This window comes from Pseudomonas sp. MEJ086, from assembly GCF_030209025.1.
Lineage (GTDB): Bacteria > Pseudomonadota > Gammaproteobacteria > Pseudomonadales > Pseudomonadaceae > Aquipseudomonas > Aquipseudomonas fulva_A.
In genome coordinates, this window is record NZ_JARVSV010000012.1 from 33437 (window position 1) to 52531 (window position 19095).

14 protein-coding genes are annotated in these 19095 nt (G+C 63.2%); 9 read left to right on the plus strand and 5 right to left on the minus strand.

The genetic code is table 11. The features are described 5' to 3' along the window. Nucleotides 1-5: 5 nt before the first annotated feature. On the minus strand, nucleotides 6-1016 hold the full coding sequence (locus QRN22_RS09370) for a GntR family transcriptional regulator (protein ID WP_042553486.1): 1011 nt from the start codon (nucleotides 1014-1016) through the stop codon (nucleotides 6-8). A 269-nt stretch (nucleotides 1017-1285) separates the two neighbouring features. Here QRN22_RS09370 and QRN22_RS09375 point away from each other — a divergent pair, with 269 nt between their 5' ends. The 9 genes from QRN22_RS09375 to QRN22_RS09415 all read left to right on the plus strand — a co-directional run bounded on the left by QRN22_RS09375 (nucleotide 1286) and on the right by QRN22_RS09415 (nucleotide 9768). After that, complete coding sequence (locus QRN22_RS09375) at nucleotides 1286-2638, plus strand: amidase (protein ID WP_042553485.1); 1353 nt, start codon at nucleotides 1286-1288, stop codon at nucleotides 2636-2638. Between the two features lie 73 nt (nucleotides 2639-2711). Continuing rightward, on the plus strand, nucleotides 2712-3593 hold the full coding sequence (locus QRN22_RS09380; protein ID WP_042553484.1) for a polysaccharide deacetylase family protein: 882 nt from the start codon (nucleotides 2712-2714) through the stop codon (nucleotides 3591-3593). 27 nt (nucleotides 3594-3620) lie between these two features. Continuing rightward, entirely contained in the window at nucleotides 3621-4979 is a 1359-nt protein-coding gene (locus QRN22_RS09385; protein WP_042553483.1) for an MFS transporter, read from the plus strand. Nucleotides 4980-4996: 17 nt separating this feature from the next. After that, nucleotides 4997-5758: an SDR family NAD(P)-dependent oxidoreductase gene (locus QRN22_RS09390; RefSeq protein WP_042553482.1), complete on the plus strand. Its 762-nt coding sequence runs from the start codon at nucleotides 4997-4999 to the stop codon at nucleotides 5756-5758. A 177-nt stretch (nucleotides 5759-5935) separates the two neighbouring features. Continuing rightward, nucleotides 5936-6685, plus strand: a complete 750-nt coding sequence (locus tag QRN22_RS09395; protein ID WP_042553481.1) for an SDR family NAD(P)-dependent oxidoreductase — start codon at nucleotides 5936-5938, stop codon at nucleotides 6683-6685. A 1-nt stretch (nucleotide 6686) separates the two neighbouring features. After that, complete coding sequence (locus QRN22_RS09400) at nucleotides 6687-6986, plus strand: hypothetical protein (RefSeq protein WP_042553480.1); 300 nt, start codon at nucleotides 6687-6689, stop codon at nucleotides 6984-6986. Then, the gene (locus QRN22_RS09405; protein ID WP_042553479.1) at nucleotides 6983-7972 is read left to right on the plus strand and encodes a CobW family GTP-binding protein; all 990 of its coding nucleotides are present in this window, start codon (nucleotides 6983-6985) and stop codon (nucleotides 7970-7972) included. The genes QRN22_RS09400 and QRN22_RS09405 overlap by 4 nt, the downstream gene beginning before the upstream one ends. Continuing rightward, nucleotides 7969-9141 (plus strand): ABC transporter substrate-binding protein, encoded by a 1173-nt coding sequence (locus tag QRN22_RS09410; RefSeq protein WP_042553478.1) that lies wholly within the window; start codon nucleotides 7969-7971, stop codon nucleotides 9139-9141. Before QRN22_RS09405 ends, QRN22_RS09410 begins: the two co-directional genes overlap by 4 nt. 96 nt (nucleotides 9142-9237) lie before the next feature. Next, a complete protein-coding gene (locus tag QRN22_RS09415) occupies nucleotides 9238-9768 on the plus strand; it encodes a DUF3617 domain-containing protein (RefSeq protein WP_052493780.1) in 531 nt (176 codons plus the stop codon). Nucleotides 9769-9907: 139 nt separating this feature from the next. Here the strand turns inward: QRN22_RS09415 and QRN22_RS09420 are convergent, their stop codons facing one another. From QRN22_RS09420 to QRN22_RS09435, 4 genes are all read right to left on the minus strand, one after another. Then, nucleotides 9908-10318 (minus strand): hypothetical protein, encoded by a 411-nt coding sequence (locus QRN22_RS09420; protein WP_042553477.1) that lies wholly within the window; start codon nucleotides 10316-10318, stop codon nucleotides 9908-9910. A gap of 140 nt (nucleotides 10319-10458) precedes the next feature. Continuing rightward, nucleotides 10459-10932 carry an SMI1/KNR4 family protein gene (locus tag QRN22_RS09425; protein ID WP_042553476.1) on the minus strand — a complete coding sequence of 158 codons (474 nt, stop codon included), beginning with the start codon at nucleotides 10930-10932 and terminating at the stop codon, nucleotides 10459-10461. 1 nt (nucleotide 10933) lies between these two features. Continuing rightward, nucleotides 10934-18529, minus strand: a complete 7596-nt coding sequence (locus QRN22_RS09430; RefSeq protein WP_052493779.1) for a two-partner secretion domain-containing protein — start codon at nucleotides 18527-18529, stop codon at nucleotides 10934-10936. A gap of 45 nt (nucleotides 18530-18574) precedes the next feature. Continuing rightward, nucleotides 18575-19093, minus strand: a complete 519-nt coding sequence (locus QRN22_RS09435; protein WP_042553475.1) for a toxin-activating lysine-acyltransferase — start codon at nucleotides 19091-19093, stop codon at nucleotides 18575-18577. Nucleotides 19094-19095: the final 2 nt, after the last annotated feature.

Here is a 19095-nt window from a genome sequence, read left to right on the forward strand (position 1 = left end):
GCGTTTCAGCTCAAGCGGATCAGATAACTCGGTAGTGCCGGCTCCGGTAATACCGACAGCACCTTGAGGCGTTGCAGGGTGCGCTCGCGGGCGCAGCTCAGGTGATGGCGCAGGGCGTTGGCGGCGCGGTCGATATCCTTGGCCAGCAGTGCCTCGATCACCTGATGGTGTTCGTCGAGCATCGCTTCGTCCAGGCTTCTGCGCAAGGCGCCGTGGAGGATGCGGCCGATGTTCATCTGGCTCTGGCATTGGCGTATCAGCGAAGCCATCTTTTGATTGCGCAGGCCGGCCAGGCACTCGACGTGCAGGTCGTGTTCGATGCGTTCGATGGTGGCGCGCTCGGCGCCGTTGCTGGCCTGGCGGGCGCGCTCGATGCGCTCGAGCATGCCGTGCAGTGCATCTTGGCTCAGACCTGGAGCGCTCTGCCTCAGCGCCTGCGGTTCGAGCAGGCCGCGCAGTTCGTAGTCGTCGATCACCGATTGCGCCGTGAGCGGGCCGGCCAGCCATTGCGAGTAGGGTTCCTTTTCCACCAGGCCACGGTCGCGCAGGCGCATCAGCGCTTCGCGGACCACGCTGCGACTGACGTTCAGGTGCTCGGCCGCCAGTTGCTCGTCCAGCCGGTAGTGACCGAAGACCATGAAGGTGCCAACGCTGGCGGCGAGGTCTTCATAAGCACGTTCACCCAATGGTCGTACGTCGATCAGTTCATCTTCCGTTTCCAGGCCCAATAGCTGGCGTGTCAGCGGTGTGCGCAGTGGTTCGACGGCTGCGTCGTGCGGGTTGACCAGATAGCCGCGGCCTTCGAAACGGCAGATCAGGCCCTCGTCATGCAGCAGGTTAAGCGCCTGCCGTACCGGTACGCGGCTGGTGCCGAACAGCTGCGCCAGCGGGGCTTCGACCAGCACCAGGCCAGGGGCTGCACGTCCCTGAGTGATGGAGGCGCGCAGGGTGTCGCGGATCATTTCGTAGCGCGAGACCGCAAGGGATTCTTCCTGAGGGGCGCTTGCTGCGGGCATACCGGGTTTCCGGGGACGAGTACGAGGTGGCGATTCTCTCACAGGTTCAGCCCTCCCGATTACCTCGATGGCGGTGCTCCAAAAGGAAGCATCTTGGAACCCAGCGTTACTTTTTTGCACAAAAATGGATCTTTTAAATTTATATCCATTATTTGTTTTGGCAACCTTCGGTCCCGCGCTTGACGGGCTCTTGAAGTGTTTTTGAAAGATTGGCATGAAGGCTGCTTTTGTAAACGTACTTTTTTGTATATGTACGTTTTGAGGTTTCCATGCCCGGTCCATCCCGCGCTCTCGAACTCGCCCAGGCTTATGCTGCGGGCTCGACCGACCCCGTCGAGGTGCTCGAGGCCGCGTTGGCGAAAGCTGCCGAGCTGCCGGCGGCATTCATCTCGCTGAGCGCCGAGCGTGGCCGTCGCGAAGCGCTGGCGTCACGGTCACGCTGGCGGGCCGGGCAAGCGCTGTCGGTGTTGGACGGTGTGCCCTTCGCCTGGAAGGATTTGTTCGATGTGGCCGGCAGCGTGACCACCGCCGGCTCGGCGACCCGCCGCGAGCTGGCGCCAGCCACCGCTGACGCTGCCCTGGTTGGCGCGCTGACCAGGGCTGGCCTGGTCAATCTGGGCAAGACCAACCTCAGTGAGTTCGCTTATTCCGGGCTCGGCCTCAATCCGCATTTCGGTACGCCGATCAACCCATTCAGCGGGCACGAGCCCCGTGTTCCCGGTGGCTCGTCGAGTGGTTCTGCGGTTGCCGTGGCCGCGGGTGTGGTGCCGCTGGCGATGGGCACCGACACGGCAGGGTCGATTCGTGTCCCGGCGGCTTTCAACGGCTTGGTCGGTTACCGCAGCAGCCGACGCCGTTACGCCTTCGACGGTGTATTTCCCCTGGCTCGCTCTCTGGATGCCCTTGGCCCACTGGCGCGCACTGTCGAGGACATCGTGGCAGTGGACAGCCTGCTGCGTGGTGGCCCGGTGTCGCGTCGCTCAACCGCGTGTTCATTGTTTGGCGTGCGTGTGTACGTCGACCCGGCCTGGATCGACGATTCGCGCGTACAGCCAGCGGTCAGGCAGAACCTGGAGCGCGCGCTGGAGCGCTTGGCCTGCGCCGGTGCTGTGGTTGAACGCAAACCCATCAAGGCCATGCGCGAGGCGCTGGCGATGATCGAGCGCGGCGACTGGGTCGGTTCCGCAGAGGCCTTTGCCCTGCACGAGAGCCTGCTCGACAGCGCCGACGCCAAGCGTCTCGACCCGCGCGTGCGCAAGCGGCTCGAAGGGGCGCGCTCGATCCCGGCCAGCCACCAGATACGCCTTTACCAACAGGGTGAAAGCCTGCGCAGGCAACTCGTTGATGAGCTGGATGGAGCCTTCGTGATCACGCCGACCGTCGCTCATGTGGCCCCGCTGCTGGCGCCTCTGGAAGCCGACGAGGCGTTGTTCGTTGCCACCAACCTGGCCACTCTGCGCCTGACCATGCCCGGCAGCCTGCTCGACATGCCCGCGGTTGCCTTGCCTAGCGGTGTCGATGAGCACGGCTTGCCCACCAGCCTGCTGCTTGCAGCGCCCAGCGCCGCGGACGACCTGTTGTTGCGTGCGGCGCTGGCTGTCGAGGCTGCCTTGCTGCCCTGAATTCGCTTGGGCGAGCAGCGGGGCCCGGCCCGCTTGCACGTCGCTCACCGATCCGGGCCAAGAGGATTCAACGATGGCAAAAGAAATATTCGTCTCCATCGGCGTTGACGTGGATGCGGTCGCCGGCTGGCTCGGCTCCTACGGCGGTGAGGATTCCCCGGACGACATCTCCCGTGGCTTGTTCGCAGGTGAAGTGGGGGCGCCGCGCCTGCTCAAACTGTTCGAGAAGTACGGTTTGCGTACCACCTGGTTCATCCCCGGTCATTCGGTCGAAACCTTTCCCGAGCAGATGAAGGCGGTGGCCGATGCAGGCCACGAGATCGGCATCCACGGTTACAGCCACGAAAATCCGATCGCCATGACGGCGGAGCAGGAGGAGATCGTTCTCGACAAGTCCATCGAGCTGATCACGGCACTGGCCGGCAAGCGTCCTACCGGGTACGTCGCGCCCTGGTGGGAATTCAGCAACGTGACCAACGAGCTGCTGCTCAAGAAAGGCATCAAGTACGACCATAGCCTGATGCACAACGACTTCCATCCCTACTACGTGAGGGTTGGCGATCGCTGGACCAAGATCGACTACAGCCAGCATCCGGATACCTGGATGAAGCCGCTGGTGCGTGGTGAGGAAACCAGCCTGGTGGAGATTCCGGCCAACTGGTACCTCGATGACCTGCCGCCAATGATGTTCATCAAGAAGGCGCCGAACAGCCATGGCTTCGTCAACCCGCGTCATCTCGAGGAGATGTGGCGCGACCAGTTCGACTGGGTCTACCGCGAGCACGACTACGCGGTGTTCCCGATCACCATCCACCCCGACGTGTCCGGTCGTCCGCAGGTGCTGTTGATGCTCGAGCGCCTTATCGAGCACATCAAAGGCCATGAAGGTGTGCACTTCGTGACCATGGACGAAATCGCCGATGACTTCCTGCGTCGCCAGCCGCACAAGCGCTGACGCCTAGCCCCTGATGAGTATGCCGACATGACAACAACGCATGCCGCAACACCGACCCACGTCAAAGAATCCGGCACCTGGAAACCGGTGCAGCTCTCGTCCAGAGATGTCACCTATTCGACCTGGATCGCTTTCTTCGCCTGGGTTTTCGCAGTCTATGACTTCATCCTGTTCGGCACGTTGTTGCCGGTCATGGGCGGGCACTTCAACTGGAGCGAGGCCGAGCAGGCCAAGATAGCCACCTGGGTCGCTCTGGGCGGCGCCATCGTCGCTTTCGGCATCGGCCCGCTGGTCGACCGCATCGGTCGCCGTGGCGGCATCATGGTCACGATTGGCGGAACGGCGATTTGCTCGGCGCTGACCGCCGTCTGCGCCGGCATGGGCAAGGTGCCGTTGATTCTGGTGCGCTCGGTGGCGGGCCTGGGTTATGCCGAGGAAGCCGTCAACGCCACTTACCTGACCGAAGTGTATGCCGCGTCCACTGATCCGAAGCTGATCAAGCGCCGTGGTTTCATCTACAGCCTGGTGCAAAGCGGCTGGCCGGTCGGTGCGCTGATCGCTGCCGGACTCACCGCCCTGCTGCTGCCGCATATCGGCTGGCAGGGTTGTTTCGTGTTTGCCGCGATACCGGCATTCGTCATTGCCGTGCTGGCTTACAAGCTCAAGGAGAGCCCGCAGTTTCAGGTGCATCAGCGTATTTCCCAGCTTCGCAAGGCTGGCCAGGATGCCGATGCCCGTGCTCTGGCCCGTGAATATGACGTGGACTACGAGGAGCATGCCAAGGCTGGCGTGGCGGCTGCGTTTCGCGGTGCCGCGCTGCGCCCGACCCTGGTGCTGAGCCTGGCGATCCTGCTCAACTGGTCGGCGATTCAGGTGTTCAGCGTGCTGGGTACCTCGGTGATCGTCAGCGTGCACAAACTGTCGTTCGAGAACTCGCTGGTGATCCTGGTGCTGTCCAATCTGGTCGGCTTCATCGGCTATCTGTTTCACGGCTGGCTGGGTGATCGCTTCGGTCGCCGCAACACCGTGGCGCTGGGCTGGATGTGCGGTGGTGTCGCCTTCTTCGCCATGGTTCAGGCGCCCAGCGACCTGGCGACCGTCATCGCGTTGTACAGCCTCGGCCTGTTCTTCCTGACCGGTCCGTACTCGGCCATGCTGTTCTTCATGGGTGAGAGCTTCCCCACCAGCATTCGCGCGACCGGCGGCGCCATCGTTCATGCCATGGGCCCGATTGGCGCGATCCTCGCCGGCCTCGGCATTACCGGGGTACTTACCAGCGGCGGTGAATGGCACAGCGCGGCTCTGTGGTTCGGTGCCCTGCCGTGTTTCCTGTCCGGTGTGGTGATGCTGGCCGCGCGTCACGTCGAACCGAACAGCGTCAAATGACCGAGGAGGCTCTTCCCATGACTCTACCCGTTGCCATGATTACCGGTGCCGCCAGCGGTATCGGTCAGGCTCTGGCCGTGGCGTATGCCAGAAGCGGCGTGCGTGTGGCCGGTGGCTATTTCGCCGGCGATCCCCATGACCCTGCCGAGACCCTGCGGCTGGTCGAGGGCGCAGGTGGCGAGTGCATCATGCTCGCTGCCGACGTTACCGACAGCGCCTCGCTGGACGCGCTGGCCGCTGCCGCCGTCGAGCGGTTCGGCCGTCTCGACTATGCGGTGGCCAATGCCGGCCTGCTGCGCCGCGCACCGCTGCTGGAAATGACCGACGAGCGCTGGAACGAGATGCTCGACGTCGACCTGACCGGGGTCATGCGTACCTTCCGCAGCGCCGCACGCTACATCGGTGAAGGGGGCGCGCTGGTGGCGATTTCCTCCATCGCCGGCGGCGTCTACGGCTGGCAGGATCACTCCCATTATGCCGCCGCCAAGGCCGGCGTACCCGGCCTGTGCCGCTCGCTGGCAGTGGAGCTGGCGCCGCAGGGTATCCGCTGCAACGCGGTGATTCCCGGGCTGATCGAAACGCCGCAATCGCTCGACGCGAAAAACTCCCTCGGCCCGGAGGGGCTGGCCCAGGCGGCCAAGGCCATCCCGCTGGGTCGGGTGGGGCGCGCCAGTGAAGTGGCCGATCTGGTGCGTTACCTGACCAGTGCCCAGGCCAGCTACATCACCGGGCAGAGCATCATCGTCGACGGCGGCCTGACGGTGCGTTGGCCGGATTGACGGCTATAAGGCGAAAGCAGCCGTTCGGTTTGGTGGGCTGAAGCCCACCCTACAGCCGCGCATCTAGCCGTAGGGTGGGCTTTAGCCCACCAATTGGCCCCCGACTACGAACGGCTGCTTGCGCCTTACTCCAACCCATTCCACCGAGACGGCAACGAACTCCGATAAGGACAGACCATGAAACAGCTACAAGACCGTCGCGCCGTGATCACCGGCGCCGCCAGTGGCATCGGCGCGGCCATTGCCCATGCCTATGCCGATGCAGGCGCCCGCCTGGTGCTCTGCGACCGCGATGCCGCCCGCCTGGCGATCACCGCCCGTGAGTGCCGCGAGCGCGGGGCCGAGGTGGTGCAAAGCGTGGCCGACGTCGGCAGCCGCGAAGGTGCCCAGGCCGGTGTCGATGCCTGCGTGAAGGCCTTCGCCGGTATCGATATTCTGGTCAACAACGCCGGCATGCTGACCCAGGCACCCTGCGTCGAGCTGACCCAGGAAATGTGGGACGACATGCTGCGCGTCGACCTCACCAGCGTGTTCATTGCCAGCCAGCGCGCTTTGCCGCACATGCTCGCCCAGCAGTGGGGGCGGATCATCAACGTCGCCTCGCAACTGGGCATCAAGGGCGGCGCCGAGTTGACCCACTACGCCGCAGCCAAGGCCGGTGTGATCGGCTTCAGCAAGTCCCTGGCCCTCGAGGTCAGCAAGGACAACGTGCTGGTCAATGCCATCGCTCCCGGCCCCATCGAGACGCCACTGGTCGATGGCATCAGTCAGGACTGGAAGACCGCCAAGGCCAGAGAATTGCCCCTTGGCCGTTTCGGCAAGGCCAGTGAGGTTGCGCCTGTCGCCGTGCTGCTGGCTTCGGAGCCGGGTGGCAACCTGTTCGTCGGCCAGACCCTCGGGCCGAACTCCGGCGATGTGATGCCCTGACATGTGCGGACTCTGCGGCCTGCTCGGCGAAGAGCTGCACTGGAGCGATCCGCTCGGCGATACCCTGCCTCGGCGCCGCGAGCGGCTGCGTCGGATCGCGGCGATCAATCAGGTGCTGGCGCCATTCCGCCTCACCGTCAGCGACGTACAGGGTGCATCCTATCTGGTGCAGGGGGCGACCGGCCGCCAGGAACTGGCCAGCGGCCTCGACCAGCTCTGGCTGCAGGCCGAAGCGATCCTCGGCCGACCACTGGATCCGCTCGACCCACGGGTGCTCGATCATCTGGAGGCACAGCCATGAGCCTGCCAATCAACGTCGTCACCGGCTTTCTCGGCAGCGGCAAGACCACGTTGCTCAAGCGCCTGTTGGCCGACGAGGAACTCGGTGACACTGCGCTGCTGATCAACGAGTTCGGCGAAGTCGGTATCGATAATCTGCTGGTCGAGGAGGTCGCCCCGGGAACCGTGTTGCTACCCAGCGGCTGTGTCTGTTGTTCGGTACGTGGCGATCTCAAGCAGGCGCTACTGGATCTGCACGGCAAACGCAGTCGTGGCGAGGTTCCGGCCTTTCGCCGGGTGCTGCTGGAAACCACCGGGCTGGCCGACCCGGCGCCGATCCTGGCCACCCTGCAACGTGATCCGCAAATGCGTGGCCGCTTCCATCTCGGTCTGCTGGTAACGGTGGTCGATGCGCAGCATGCCGAGCTGCAGGAGCGCCTGCACCCCGAGTGGCTTGGTCAGGTCACCGCTGCCGACCGCCTGCTGCTGAGCAAGACCGATCTGGTTGCAGCAGAGGTCGTCGACCCGCTGCGCTGCAGACTGCTGGCGCTCAATCCATCAGCATCCCTGGCCCTGACCGCTGACATCGTCAGTGGTGACGAACTGCTGCTCGGCGAGGGGCTCAAGGGGCGCGACCCGGATGCCGAGGTGGCGCGCTGGCAACTGTTCGCACCGCTCGGCAGCAGCCGCCACGGTAGCGCCGAGGTGTGCTGCCTGGAGTTCGATGGCGCGCTGGACTGGATCGCCTTCGGGGTCTGGCTGTCCATGCTGCTAAGATGCCACGGCGAACGCATACTCCGAGTCAAAGGCATCCTCGACGTGATCGATTCTCCGCAGCCCATCGTCATCCATGGCGTGCAGCATTGTCTGCATGCGCCGGTCCATCTCAACGCCTGGCCGGGTGGTGTGCGCCGCTCGCGCCTGGTGTTCATCGTCCGCGAGCTGGACACCCTGACGCTGCGCCGTTCGTTCAATGCCTTCCTCGCCCGGCTCGGGCGCGCCGCATGATCACCCTGCGCGTACTCGGCACCTCCGTCACCTTGCTCGAACCGATCCGGCAGCGCGCCGAGCAGGAGCTTGGCATTCGCCTGGAATATCAGTTGCACGACACCCAGACCGTGCAACGCATCGCGGTGATGCAGCCGGAGAGCTACGACCTCTATGACCAGTGGTTTCACAACGTCGACTTCGTGTGGCCTGCGCGGGCAATTCAGCCTATCGACACGCGGCGGGTGGCGCTCTGGGAAGAGATCAACGACCTGGCGAAGAAAGGTCGCCTGCACCCGGACGATCGGCTGGCCAGCGGCAGCCTGCCGTGCGACCGACTGTTCGTGCAGCCCGACGGCAACCTGGGCAGTGCGCCGACCGACCACATCAGCATGTTGCCGCTGACCCACAACGCCGACAGTTTCGCCTATCTGCCCGCGCACCTGCCCAAGGCCCTGGCTGGCAACGAGGAGAGCTGGGCCTGGCTGGTCGACGAAGGCTGGTGCGGGCATATCGCCCTGCAGAACGATGCCGCCATCGGTGCCCTCGATGCGGCACTGGCGCTTCAGGCCGGAGGCCTGGCGCACTTCGACAATATCGGCAACCTGCGCCTCGGCGAAATCGACCGCCTCGCCGAGCGGCTGATCGAGAAGCAGCGTCACGGCCACTTCGCGGCGTTCTGGTCGGATGATCGTGAGGCCAGCGAACTGATGCTCGGCCCCAACGTGCATGTGCAGAGCCTGTGGTCGCCGACCCTGATGCAATTGCATCGCGCCGGCGTGCAGTACCGTCTGGCTGCGCCCAAGGAGGGCTATCGCGCCTGGTTCGGCGGCCTCTCGCTGTCGCGTTGCGTCGAGGGCAAGGTCAAGGACGCTGCCTACGCCTACCTCAACTGGTGGCTGGCCGGCTGGCCTGGCGCGCTGATGGCCAGGCAGGGGTTCTACATCTCCAATCCGCCCCGCGCCCGTGACCATATGTCCGCTGCCGAATGGGACTACTGGTACGACGGCAAGCCTGCCGCAGAGCAGCTTCTGGGCAGTGACGGGCTGCCATTGATCGAGCCCGGCGAAGTGCGGGAAGGCGGCACCTACGCTCAGCGCATGGGGCATATCGGCGTATGGAACGCGGTCATGGACGAGCACAACTATCTGGTGCGGCGGTGGAGCGACTTCTTGCGTGCAGGGCGCTGAAGCGCTGACGTGATGCGACAATCAGCGGCGACATCTCGCCGGGGCTGCTGTCCTAGTTGGAGCGAGCCAAGTCGCGGTCACTGAACGGAGTCTTACATGCCGATGCCTAGTTTGAAGTTCCTGCCACTCTGCCTGCTGGCGCTGCCGCTCATGGCGACAGCCCAGCAGCAGATTCAGCCCGGCCTCTGGGAAATCACCTCGAAGAACATGCAACTGGGTGGCAAAGCGCTGCCGAGCAGCGACGTGATGCTGCAGCAGTTCAAGAACCTGCCCCAGGCGCAGCGCGAGATGATGGAGCGGGCGATGGCCCAGCAGGGTATCCAGTTGGGCGACAAGGGCGTGCAGTACTGCATCAGCCAGGCGCAGATCGATGCCCAGAACATCCCTCTGCAGGATCCCAACTGCCGCCAGCAGATCACCTCGCGCGACAACGATCGCTGGGTGTTCAACTTCACCTGTCCGCAGGGCCAGGGGCAGGGCGAGGCGCATTTCCTCGACGACAAGTCCTTCAGCTCCAAAGTCAGCGGCGAGTTCGACAGCGGTGCCGGTCGTCAGCAGGGCAGCATGGAGTCTGACGCCCGCTGGGTGTCGGCCGATTGTGGTGCGCTGAAGCCGCGTCAGCCTTGAGGTTGCATCAGCCTGCCGTCGATGTGGATCGGCTCTGAGTGCCATGCTCGAGGGCGCTCCCTCTGGCCTGGGCTTGGCCGAAGTTGCTGCTCAGCCGGTGTTCGCCAGCAGGATGAGGAAGCGGCTCGCTAGGGCGCGGTCATGTGCCTGGCTTCTGTCTCGGCAGCGCATAGAGCGCCATCAGAAACGACGTCACTGCGCCCAGGCAGAAGTTGCCGACATGATGGGTTTCCATCGGCAGCACCTCACCCCATACGAGTGCGCCCGTACCACCAGCCAGGCAAACGATCAGCATGTGCAGAACGCATCGGTGAAGCTGGAAGTATGCGTAAAGCATTGCCAGGCCGAACGCTGGGATTCCATAGAAAAACAGGCTCGTTACGGCTGAAAGAATGCCGAACCAGAACGTACCCACCACGGTTTCCACGACGCTCATGCTGGTGGTTCGGGCCATCAATTCAAGCGTGCAGAAATACCCAAATATGAACACGCCCACCAGCGCCGGGCAGAGGGTGAAGGATGTCACTATGCGTTTGACCGGGTACCACACAGTCTATCCCTGTAATGAACACGCAGCAGGTGAATTGGAACGCTCTGGTAAGGGATTTCTCAGGGAAAGACCGCGGCCATTCGAGAAAACCTAATCGGCCTTTTCCTGAATATGCAGTATGCAGGACGTGTATGTATTGCTCAGTCTTCATACAACCGATCAAGCAGTGCCGCGAACGTGGAGGCAACAGGTGAGACCTCTTCCTCGCTACCGGGCACTCCCTCGTGGTGCCAAATCACAACCGGCGGTTCTTCACTGGGTGGACACTCTCGATAGTCAAAGCACAGCGCATCACCGTTGCCCAGCGCCGAAAAAATCACCAGGCCCGGCACTAACCCCTCGGGTGGCAATCGTAGCTTGATCTCCATCGTCTCCGTGCAGCCCTCGATATCGCCAAAAGCCAGGAACATACCCGTTCCGGATTCCACCTCTTCTCCGTGCAGGCGACTGAAGTACCTGAAATAGGGTCTATCGACGATAAAGGCACCATTGAAACGCTTGACGACGTCCTTGTAGCTGTTAGGAAAAGGTCTGCCCAACTGCTGTTCGACTGCAGCGATAGCAGCGGAATTACCGTCACCGTAGTAAGAGTCGAACTCGACCGATGTGCTCATTTCATTGCCCCTTGCTCATGGATTCCCAGCCGACATGCCGTGCGCCGTCATGAATGGCTTCAGGTACCAGCTGCATCCTGCCTGTATCCTGATGATGGTGCCACGTATAACCCGGAATCTTGCCCATACCTCCACGAATCGCCTTGGCTTGCTCGCTGCTGAACTGGCCAGCGCTCACGTTACCCGCATCGATCTGCGTCCTCAGGTCTCGTGTAGCCATCCGCAACTGGCGTTCATAGCTGGCACCGCGGAAGGCCTCAATGTCTAAGCGGGTGTCGAACTTGGATACATCGTCGAAGATAGGAAAACCCTTTTGGTCAAACACCACACGTACTGTCGAGCCATCAGGAAGTTCTACGACCTTGTGCTGCCCAGCCAACTTGACATTTGGCTTGTCCAGCGGCGGCACTGTGGTCGACACGACGTTGTCGGTGCCGTGCTTGCTTTCCAGCTCGGCTCGTATGTCTCTGGAGTTGTAAGGATTGCTGCTACCGATGGCTGTGGGAGCTTCGACCTTGTCGCCGAGCTTCTTCACGACCCAATCGCCGCCATGGCGAACGATCTTCAAACCGTACTTACCAGCATTGCCGACGAGGACTTGTGTCACGTAGTCTTCTGATTTCTCGGCGATCAACGCCTCCAGCGTCTTCTCCCCAGAACGAAGTGCCTGGATATCCTGGTAGGCTTCATAGGCGGTCATGCCTTTATCGATCAGCCAGGCAGCACCAATGATGACGGGAACCCAAAACGCATTATTTTCTGCTTCAATTTGCGCCGCAGTATTTGCGATGCCAGCTTCGCCACCCGATGCGGCGGTCACGCCTGTAATCAGAGAGCTGACGATATTTTTGCGGGCTTCTTTTTCCGCTGGCGTCAGTGACCCTCCAGCCTGATTGGTTATCTGCTCCACCAGGTTGTTGATGACGACGCTGGAGGCCGCGCCCAATGCGCCGCTTCCACAATCGGCGCGCTGTGCCGCGGCTCCAGCACATGCCACTACAGCATGCAGCGCAGTACGTGCGACTTCAGAGTCGAGTCGGTCAGCAATTATCTTGACCTCTTGCGTCGCCAATCCCTGCATGTAATTGACAGTCGCTGCCTGGAGCATATCGACACCACTACCGGATATGTTCCCGCCTGCTGCAGCGGTCAAGGCCATCAACACGGCTCGATTTGTGCCACCAAACTCCCAGGCCTGGTTGTCTTTCAGCGTCTGCGTGAGGTGCTGAATAAGCGCAGGATTCTGTTGATCAACCGGCTTTTGGCGCTCTTGGTCTAGCTCTTGCTGGGCTGCGGTGGACTCCTTGGCCTTGTTGTCGAGGAACGTCCCTACCTCTCGAGTAAAGGCGCCTGCGATCTCGAAGCCTGCCCGCATCTCCTCTTCATCGAAGATCGGTTTGAGCGCATTCGAAGTATCGCGATCAGTCGATACGTCGCGATTGAGCGAAGCTACGGTCTGCTCGGCGGTCGAGCCCGTGAGCGCCTGCTGGCCGATATCGTCGCGGATCTCGATGGTGGCCGCGCTGATACCGCTGCGGGTTACGCTGCTCGCGTCGTCCTTGGCGCCCAGTGCCACAGGTAGCGTCGAACTGAAGCCGCCTTCATTGGGCAGCGTACTGCCTGGGGTTTGTGCGCTGCCTGCCTGGGCGTTGCCTTGTTGATCCTTGCCAATGTTCGCACCGTAGCCGCCGCCAATGCTGATGCTGCTTCCCTCGTACTGGGCTTCGTTCTTGATATCGCGGGTGGTAAGTGTCGCGGTACTCAGCGTGTTGCGGCCATTGGCGATGGCTGTGTCGGTGCTGGTAATCACGGCGCCCGCCAGGTCGGTATTGCCGCCAACCATGATCTGGAAGCCGCCATCGCCTGCGCGAATGCCGGATTGTTCGACAACGCTGGCGTATTCGGAGTCGATATCGGTCTTGCCGAAGTTGCCGGAAATGGAGCTGGCGCCGAAGCAGAAGGGCGGGATGCACAAGCTCAGTCCGGCGCTCATGCTCTTCTCGTCGACCTTGTAGGTGCTGGTGTCCTGCAGGCTTTCGATGTTGAGATTACGGCCGACGTCAGCAGTGACCTGTTTACCGGTGGCGACGGCTCCCCTGATGTTGGTGTCCCGACCGGATTGCAGGAGGAGCGCATTGCCTGCATCCACCCGCGTGTTGGCATGGGTGATGTCTTCGCCATCACTTTCACCGCGATTGCCCGCCACCCCGAGGTTGAACGAGAAACCGTTCTGGCTGCCGAGCGAGAAGCCGATGCCGACGCTCGCACTGCTACCACGGCTATCGCTTTCCTGCTGGATGCTGTCGGTGGCGGCTAGCAGATTGATGTCGCCCCCGGCGGCCAGTGCTGCATTGTTGCCCGCTTTGATCTGGCTACCGCGAACGGTGATGTGGCTGTCGGTTCCAGCGCCGCTGGCTTGCAGCGATACATCGTTGCCAGTGGCAACGGTGGACGCGGCGGACGTGTCGCTGCGCTGCACCACGGTGTTGGCGCTTTTTTGTGTGCCCAGAGAAATACTGACGTTGATGCCACCCGCCTGGGCCGGGTTCTGGGCAACGGCCGTGGCCGCATTGTTGGCGGCCATCGCCGTGGTGGCCAGCGCCAGGGCCTGCATACGAGTGTTATCGGTTTTGCTCGACGCCTGCTTCATCTGGTCGGCGGTCTGGATGGCGCTGATCACCGGGTTGGTGAGGGTGACCGAGAGCCCGGACTGCTTGAATTTGGTTTCGCGCTCTCGTTCACTGAGGTTACGTGCTTCGAGGATATCGATACGCTCGGCGCTGATGTCGACATCCCCTTTTGGTGCAACCACATGGCTGCCGACTTGGCGGTAATCGCCGTCAGCCAGGATCAGCACGTCGCCTTCGGTCGATCCGACCATGCTGCCCACAGCCGTGCGGCGTGTGGAATCATCTTCCACGCTCTGTTTCTGCGTGCCGATGGTCAGGGAAAGACCGCCACCGCTGAACAGGCCGCTTTTCTTCTGTGTCTTGTCATGGCGCTCGGTGACGCGATCACTCGCTGCCTCGAGATTGATGTCGTTACCGGCCAGCAGAATGGTTTGGTCGGTCGACGCGACGTTACTTCCGCGCAGTGTGATGTCGCGCCCTGCCTGAAGATAGGCCTGCTCGGCGCTGAAGGTCGAGCCCTCGGCCAGGGTTTGGTCGACCGTGTCGCGTATGGTCGTGGTGGTGCTGGAGAACATCCCGCTCTTGCCCTTGAACTTGTGCGCCTCGTCGGCGAACTGGTAGTTCTCGGCTTCGGTGAGATTGATGTCGCGGCCGGCGTTCGCCAGCAGCAGGCCTTTTTCACTGTTGACGCTGGCGCCGCGGGCATTGATGTCCCGGCCAGCGCTGAGCTGCAGCTCGCCGGTGGTCTGGACGATGGAGCCTACCTCGGTACGACTGGCTTCGTTACGCCAGTTGTTGCTGTTCCAGGTAATGGATTGCTGGTGCGCCTCCGACAGCGTGCCCAGGCTGATGTCTCGACCTGCCGAAAGAAGCGTGGCGCCTTGGCCGGCATTGGCGATCTGTGCGGCATCCAGCTTCAGGTCATTGCCGGCATCTACCTGCAGCGTGCCGTTGGTACCGCTGACGAACAGGCTCGCGACACGAGACAGGTCTGTCCGGCTGCCCTGGGCATTGGCGCTGTCCTGGGTCGTCGATGCGATTCGAACGTCTTTTCCGGCATTGACCGACAGTAAATCCACTGCACCCAGCGTACCGCCGATGCTGTTCAGGTTCTCGCGAGCCTGTACCACGAGTTTGTCTGCCTGAATTCGCCCACCCAGGTTGTCGATGTTCTGCGCATTGATCGCCACGATGCTGCGCCCACCGATGCTGCCGCTGTTGAGCAGGTCGCCAGAGAGGTCGAGCTTGAGCTGCTGGCCGGCGATCAGCGCACCGTTGCCGTTGAGGTCGCCGTCGCGCACCCGCACGTAGACCTGGGGTACCAGTACCTTGCGCGATTCGCCATCGGCCAGCGTCACGGAGCGTTCCACCAGCCACACCACGTCACTGGTCAGTTGCGCCATCTGCTCGGCGGTCAGGGCCACGCCGGGTATCAGGTTCCACTCGCTGGCCAGGGTGACGGCGTTGTCGATCAGGGCGCGGTATTGCGCTTCGTCGCTGGCATAACCGTCGAGGAAGCGTCGCCCGGTGAGCTGGGCGATCTGCTCGCGAATCAGCTTCTGCTCGTAGAAGCCGTCGCCCAGACGCAGCTGGGTCAGGGCCGGATCCACGCTCAGGCGTTGCAGCATGTAGTCCGACGACAACCATTGGCGGTAGCTGGCGAAGCGCGGATCGGTTTCGATCAGGTAGCCGCGGGTACCCTCCGGGTTGGTCTGGAAGAGGTTGTTGCTCGGCAGGGCCAGGTTGAGGCCGCCGCTGCGTACCAGATCGGCGATACCCTGGCCATTGTTGAGCAGTACCTCGACGCCCGGATCCACCTGGCTGACTTGGCGCATGGCGATTTGCGTATTGCTGCCATCTACCGCCGTTTGTCCACGCAGCTCTGTCGGGCTGATGTCGATGTCCTGGATCAACGGTGCCGGAGTGTAAGCGGTGACGTTGGTGCCCTGGCTATCCCGGCCCTTGCGCTGGATGCGGTAGAAGTTGGTGGCGGTGCCGGCGTCGCTGGTGACCCTTTGGCCGTCCGCCTCGATGTTGGTCACCTGGGTGGCGCCAACCTGCAGCAGACCGCCGGCGATAATGCGGCTCTTGTCGTTCAGCAGCTGGTCACCGCTGAACGACAGGTTGCCGCCCGCGAGGATCTGTCCGGGTGCCGAGGTGAGTACGCGGGTTTCGGTGACGGTGCGCTCGTAGTCGTAGCGGTTGAAGTTGTCGCGCTGGCCATCGGGTGTGGTCAGGTAGTCGACCTCATCGTTGTGCAGGGATATCTCGTCGGGGCGGTAGCGGTTGGGCGAGCCGCTGATCTGATAGTCGCGAAGTTGCTCGCGGCTCACCTCGACCTGGGTGGTGCTGAAGTGTTCGTTGGTGTTGCGCAATTCGCGCACGGCCAGATCCAGGCTACCGAGCGACTCGATGGTGGCACTGGCGTTGCTCAGCAGGTCGGCACGTCCGCTGGCGCGATCGTCAGCGTCCAGCGCGCCGCCGATGGCCATGTCTCCTGCGCTGAAGATCAGCGCCTGCTCGCGGTTTTCCAGTGTCTGGCTGCCGATGTCCAGCCGTTCGCGAGCGGCCAGCGTGGCGGCGCTATCACCCTCGTCACGGTTGGACAGCAGGCGACTGGAGATGGCCAGGCGATCTCCATAGAGCTGGCCGGTGCCCAGGTTGTGCACTTCATCGGCCTGTAGACGAACCTGTTGGCCATCGATCAGGCCGCGGTTGAGCAACTGGCCGTCGACACGCAGATCCACCTCAGTGGCGCTCAACTCAGCGCCGCTGGAATTGTTCAGCGCGGCGCTGCGCAGCAGCAGGGATTGCCCAGCCTGTAATTGGCCTGCGTTGTTCAGGGTGCCGCCGGCTTCGATGTCCAGCTTGCCGTTGGCCTGCAACCGGCCGGCGAGGCTCACGTCGCCTTGCTGGCGCAGGAGCAGATCACCCAGGCTCAGTGCGCGACCGTTGCCGCGCAGGTAGGCAGTATTGAGCGAGAGCAGGCGCCCGGCGACCAGCTCGCCGCCGTCGTTGATCAGCTCCTGTGCCGTCAGTCTGGCCTCGCCGTTGGTGGCGATGGTGCCACCGCTGTTGTCGACGCGTTGCGCATTGCGTACTTCCAGCGTGCCGCCCTCGACGGCGAGAAGGGTGCCATTGCGGTTGTCCAGTTCGCGGCTATCGATCAGTACCTGGCGCCCCTGGCTGTGGCCTTCGGCGATTACCACCTGCTGCGCGCTCAGATGCAGTTCGCCATTGCTCAGCAGGCTGCCACCGGTGCTGTCGATACGCTGTGCGCTCAGCGTCAGACTGCCGTCGCCAGCATGCTCGACCTTGCCGCCGTGGTTGTTGAGGGTATGCGCCTTGAGATTGAGCGTCTGTGCGTTGCTGGCGATGCGTCCGGCGCTATTGTCCAGGCTGTCGACGGCCTCCAGCGTGCTGGCTGTGGTTCCGGTCTGCAGCAGCTCGCCGCTGACGTTGGAGAGTCGGTTGGCGGCCAGCGTCAGGTGCTCGGCGCTGACCTTGGCGGCATCGCTGCGTAGGGTTCCGCTGGCACTCGCCTGCAGGCTGCCGGTGCTGTCGACCTGGCTGTTGCTCAGGTCGAGGTCGCCGTTGCCGGCATTCAGGCTCAGGTCGGCGGCGCGGGTACGGCTGTGGCTGAGGTCGAGGTTGTCACCCTGGACGACGAGCTTGCCGCTGGCATGGTTCTGACCATTGGCCGCCACCTGGCGTGCCTCGATTTCCAGCTTGGCGGCGCCGCTGGAATTGCCTTGGGCATCGATACCGGCGGCGAGCAGCGAGTCGCGCCCGCTGCGTACACGGTCCGCCTGCAGGCGGGTGTCGCCCTGGGCAGCGACCACGCCTGTATTGTCGATGTCGGCCTGGCTGGTCAGGGTCATATCGCCCTTGGCGTAGAGGCTGCCAGCGTTATCGATGGCTTGGGTGCTGGCCAACTGGGTGTCACCGCTGCTGCTGATGGCGCCCAGGTTCTGCAGCTTGCCATCTGCGCCGATCACCACGTCGCCGGCCATGGCACCGATCTGCCCGGCATTGCGTACGCCAACTCCTGCCTCGGTACCCACCAGTTTGATCTTGCCGGCGTACATGCCGCCCAGCTGGGCGACGTCGATGGCCACCTCGGGCTTGGCGCTGCCGTCATCCGCGAGCTTGGTGACTTGGGTATTGTCGGCGTTGACCTCATTGCGTCCGGCAGTGACCTTGAGGTCCTTGGCCCAGATGCCGGCATTGACCTCCACGCTGCGCGCGATCAGGTCGGTGTAGTCGCTGTCGCGGCTGTCCAGCCCCCGGCCGGTGATGTTCAGGGTACCGCCCTCGACCTTGAAACCGGTGATGCGGCCATCCTCCATCTGCACGCGGCCGGTGGTCAGGGTCGAGCGATGAGCGTTGATGAAGCCGCAGCCATCGCAGGTGATACCGGCCGGGTTGGCGATGACCACCTCGGCGCGGCCGCCGGCCACCTCCACGTAGCCACGCAGTTGGCTTGGGTTGCTGGCATTGACCTCGTTGAGAATCACCCGGGCGCTGCCGCTGAGGTTCGGGTTACCGTCGATCCAGCCGCCTAGCTGGGTCTGGCTGCTGGTCGCCGAGTTGTTCAGAATCGCGCCGCGGCCATCCACGTCGAACTGGCTGTAATTGTTGCGTGAAACACCGGCGGCGCTAGGCGCGGCGATGTTCACCTGCGGTGTGCCGTTGGCACTCTCCATCACGTTAGGCCGCTGGCCGCCGGGGGCATTGGGGTCGGCGACGATACCGTTGGCCCAGGTCGGCGTGGCCGCGAGGCTGATCAGGCCCAGGGCACCCATCATGGCAAAGCGCAGGGGCGCGAGTGTGGCGATGCAGCCCGTGCCGGCGCTACGCGTTTCGCGCGTGCCAGGGGCCTTGCCCTGGCCGCTGACGTTCTCCGCCACCACCATGAGCAGACCGCGTGCTTTGTTGAAGATGACTCGATGCAGATGCTTGTTCATGTGCAATTCCCTTTGCGGTGCCAGACCGCAGGCAGCGTTGGAGAATCAGGCCTCGATAGCCAGTGGGTGGGCGGCGAACCAGGCCTTGGCCTGCTCCGGGATCACGCCGATGCCGTGAAAGGTCTTGACCTTCAGGCCGCGTGTTTCACCACGGTGGTAAAGCGCGCGAGCGCAGCTGTTGGGGAACACGCGGCTGAGCAGCAGGCGGCTGAGCGCGGCGGTATGGCCGAAGGGGGCTACCCAGTCGTTGACCCACAGACGGTCGCCGCTGCACCAGTCGGCTTCGTTCATTTCGATCGGCGAGTGGGTCAGGTAACGACGTTCGGTCGTCTCGTCCAGGCTCAGCCAGGCCAGATAAAAAACCGGGCTGCCGTTCTCACTACCAAGCACGAATTGGCGATGCTTGAGCGCCGGCAACAGCAGGCGCGACAGGCTGTGCAGGGGGGCATCGCGGTGGGCCTCGGAGTGCATCCACAGCCAGGTGGCGGCACCCAGCACGCTGGCCTCGTTCCACGGTTCGTCGAAGACGGCTGGGGCAGTGATGTCAAAGGTATCGAAGCGCATGG

Coding starts and splice junctions, on each gene's coding strand:
- QRN22_RS09370 (WP_042553486.1), bottom strand. CDS start 1,016: ATGCCCGCAGCAAGCGCCCCTCAGGAAGAATCCCTTGCGGTCTCGCGC.
- QRN22_RS09375 (WP_042553485.1), top strand. CDS start 1,286: ATGCCCGGTCCATCCCGCGCTCTCGAACTCGCCCAGGCTTATGCTGCG.
- QRN22_RS09380 (WP_042553484.1), top strand. CDS start 2,712: ATGGCAAAAGAAATATTCGTCTCCATCGGCGTTGACGTGGATGCGGTC.
- QRN22_RS09385 (WP_042553483.1), top strand. CDS start 3,621: ATGACAACAACGCATGCCGCAACACCGACCCACGTCAAAGAATCCGGC.
- QRN22_RS09390 (WP_042553482.1), top strand. CDS start 4,997: ATGACTCTACCCGTTGCCATGATTACCGGTGCCGCCAGCGGTATCGGT.
- QRN22_RS09395 (WP_042553481.1), top strand. CDS start 5,936: ATGAAACAGCTACAAGACCGTCGCGCCGTGATCACCGGCGCCGCCAGT.
- QRN22_RS09400 (WP_042553480.1), top strand. CDS start 6,687: ATGTGCGGACTCTGCGGCCTGCTCGGCGAAGAGCTGCACTGGAGCGAT.
- QRN22_RS09405 (WP_042553479.1), top strand. CDS start 6,983: ATGAGCCTGCCAATCAACGTCGTCACCGGCTTTCTCGGCAGCGGCAAG.
- QRN22_RS09410 (WP_042553478.1), top strand. CDS start 7,969: ATGATCACCCTGCGCGTACTCGGCACCTCCGTCACCTTGCTCGAACCG.
- QRN22_RS09415 (WP_052493780.1), top strand. CDS start 9,238: ATGCCGATGCCTAGTTTGAAGTTCCTGCCACTCTGCCTGCTGGCGCTG.
- QRN22_RS09425 (WP_042553476.1), bottom strand. CDS start 10,932: ATGAGCACATCGGTCGAGTTCGACTCTTACTACGGTGACGGTAATTCC.
- QRN22_RS09430 (WP_052493779.1), bottom strand. CDS start 18,529: ATGAACAAGCATCTGCATCGAGTCATCTTCAACAAAGCACGCGGTCTG.
- QRN22_RS09435 (WP_042553475.1), bottom strand. CDS start 19,093: ATGCGCTTCGATACCTTTGACATCACTGCCCCAGCCGTCTTCGACGAA.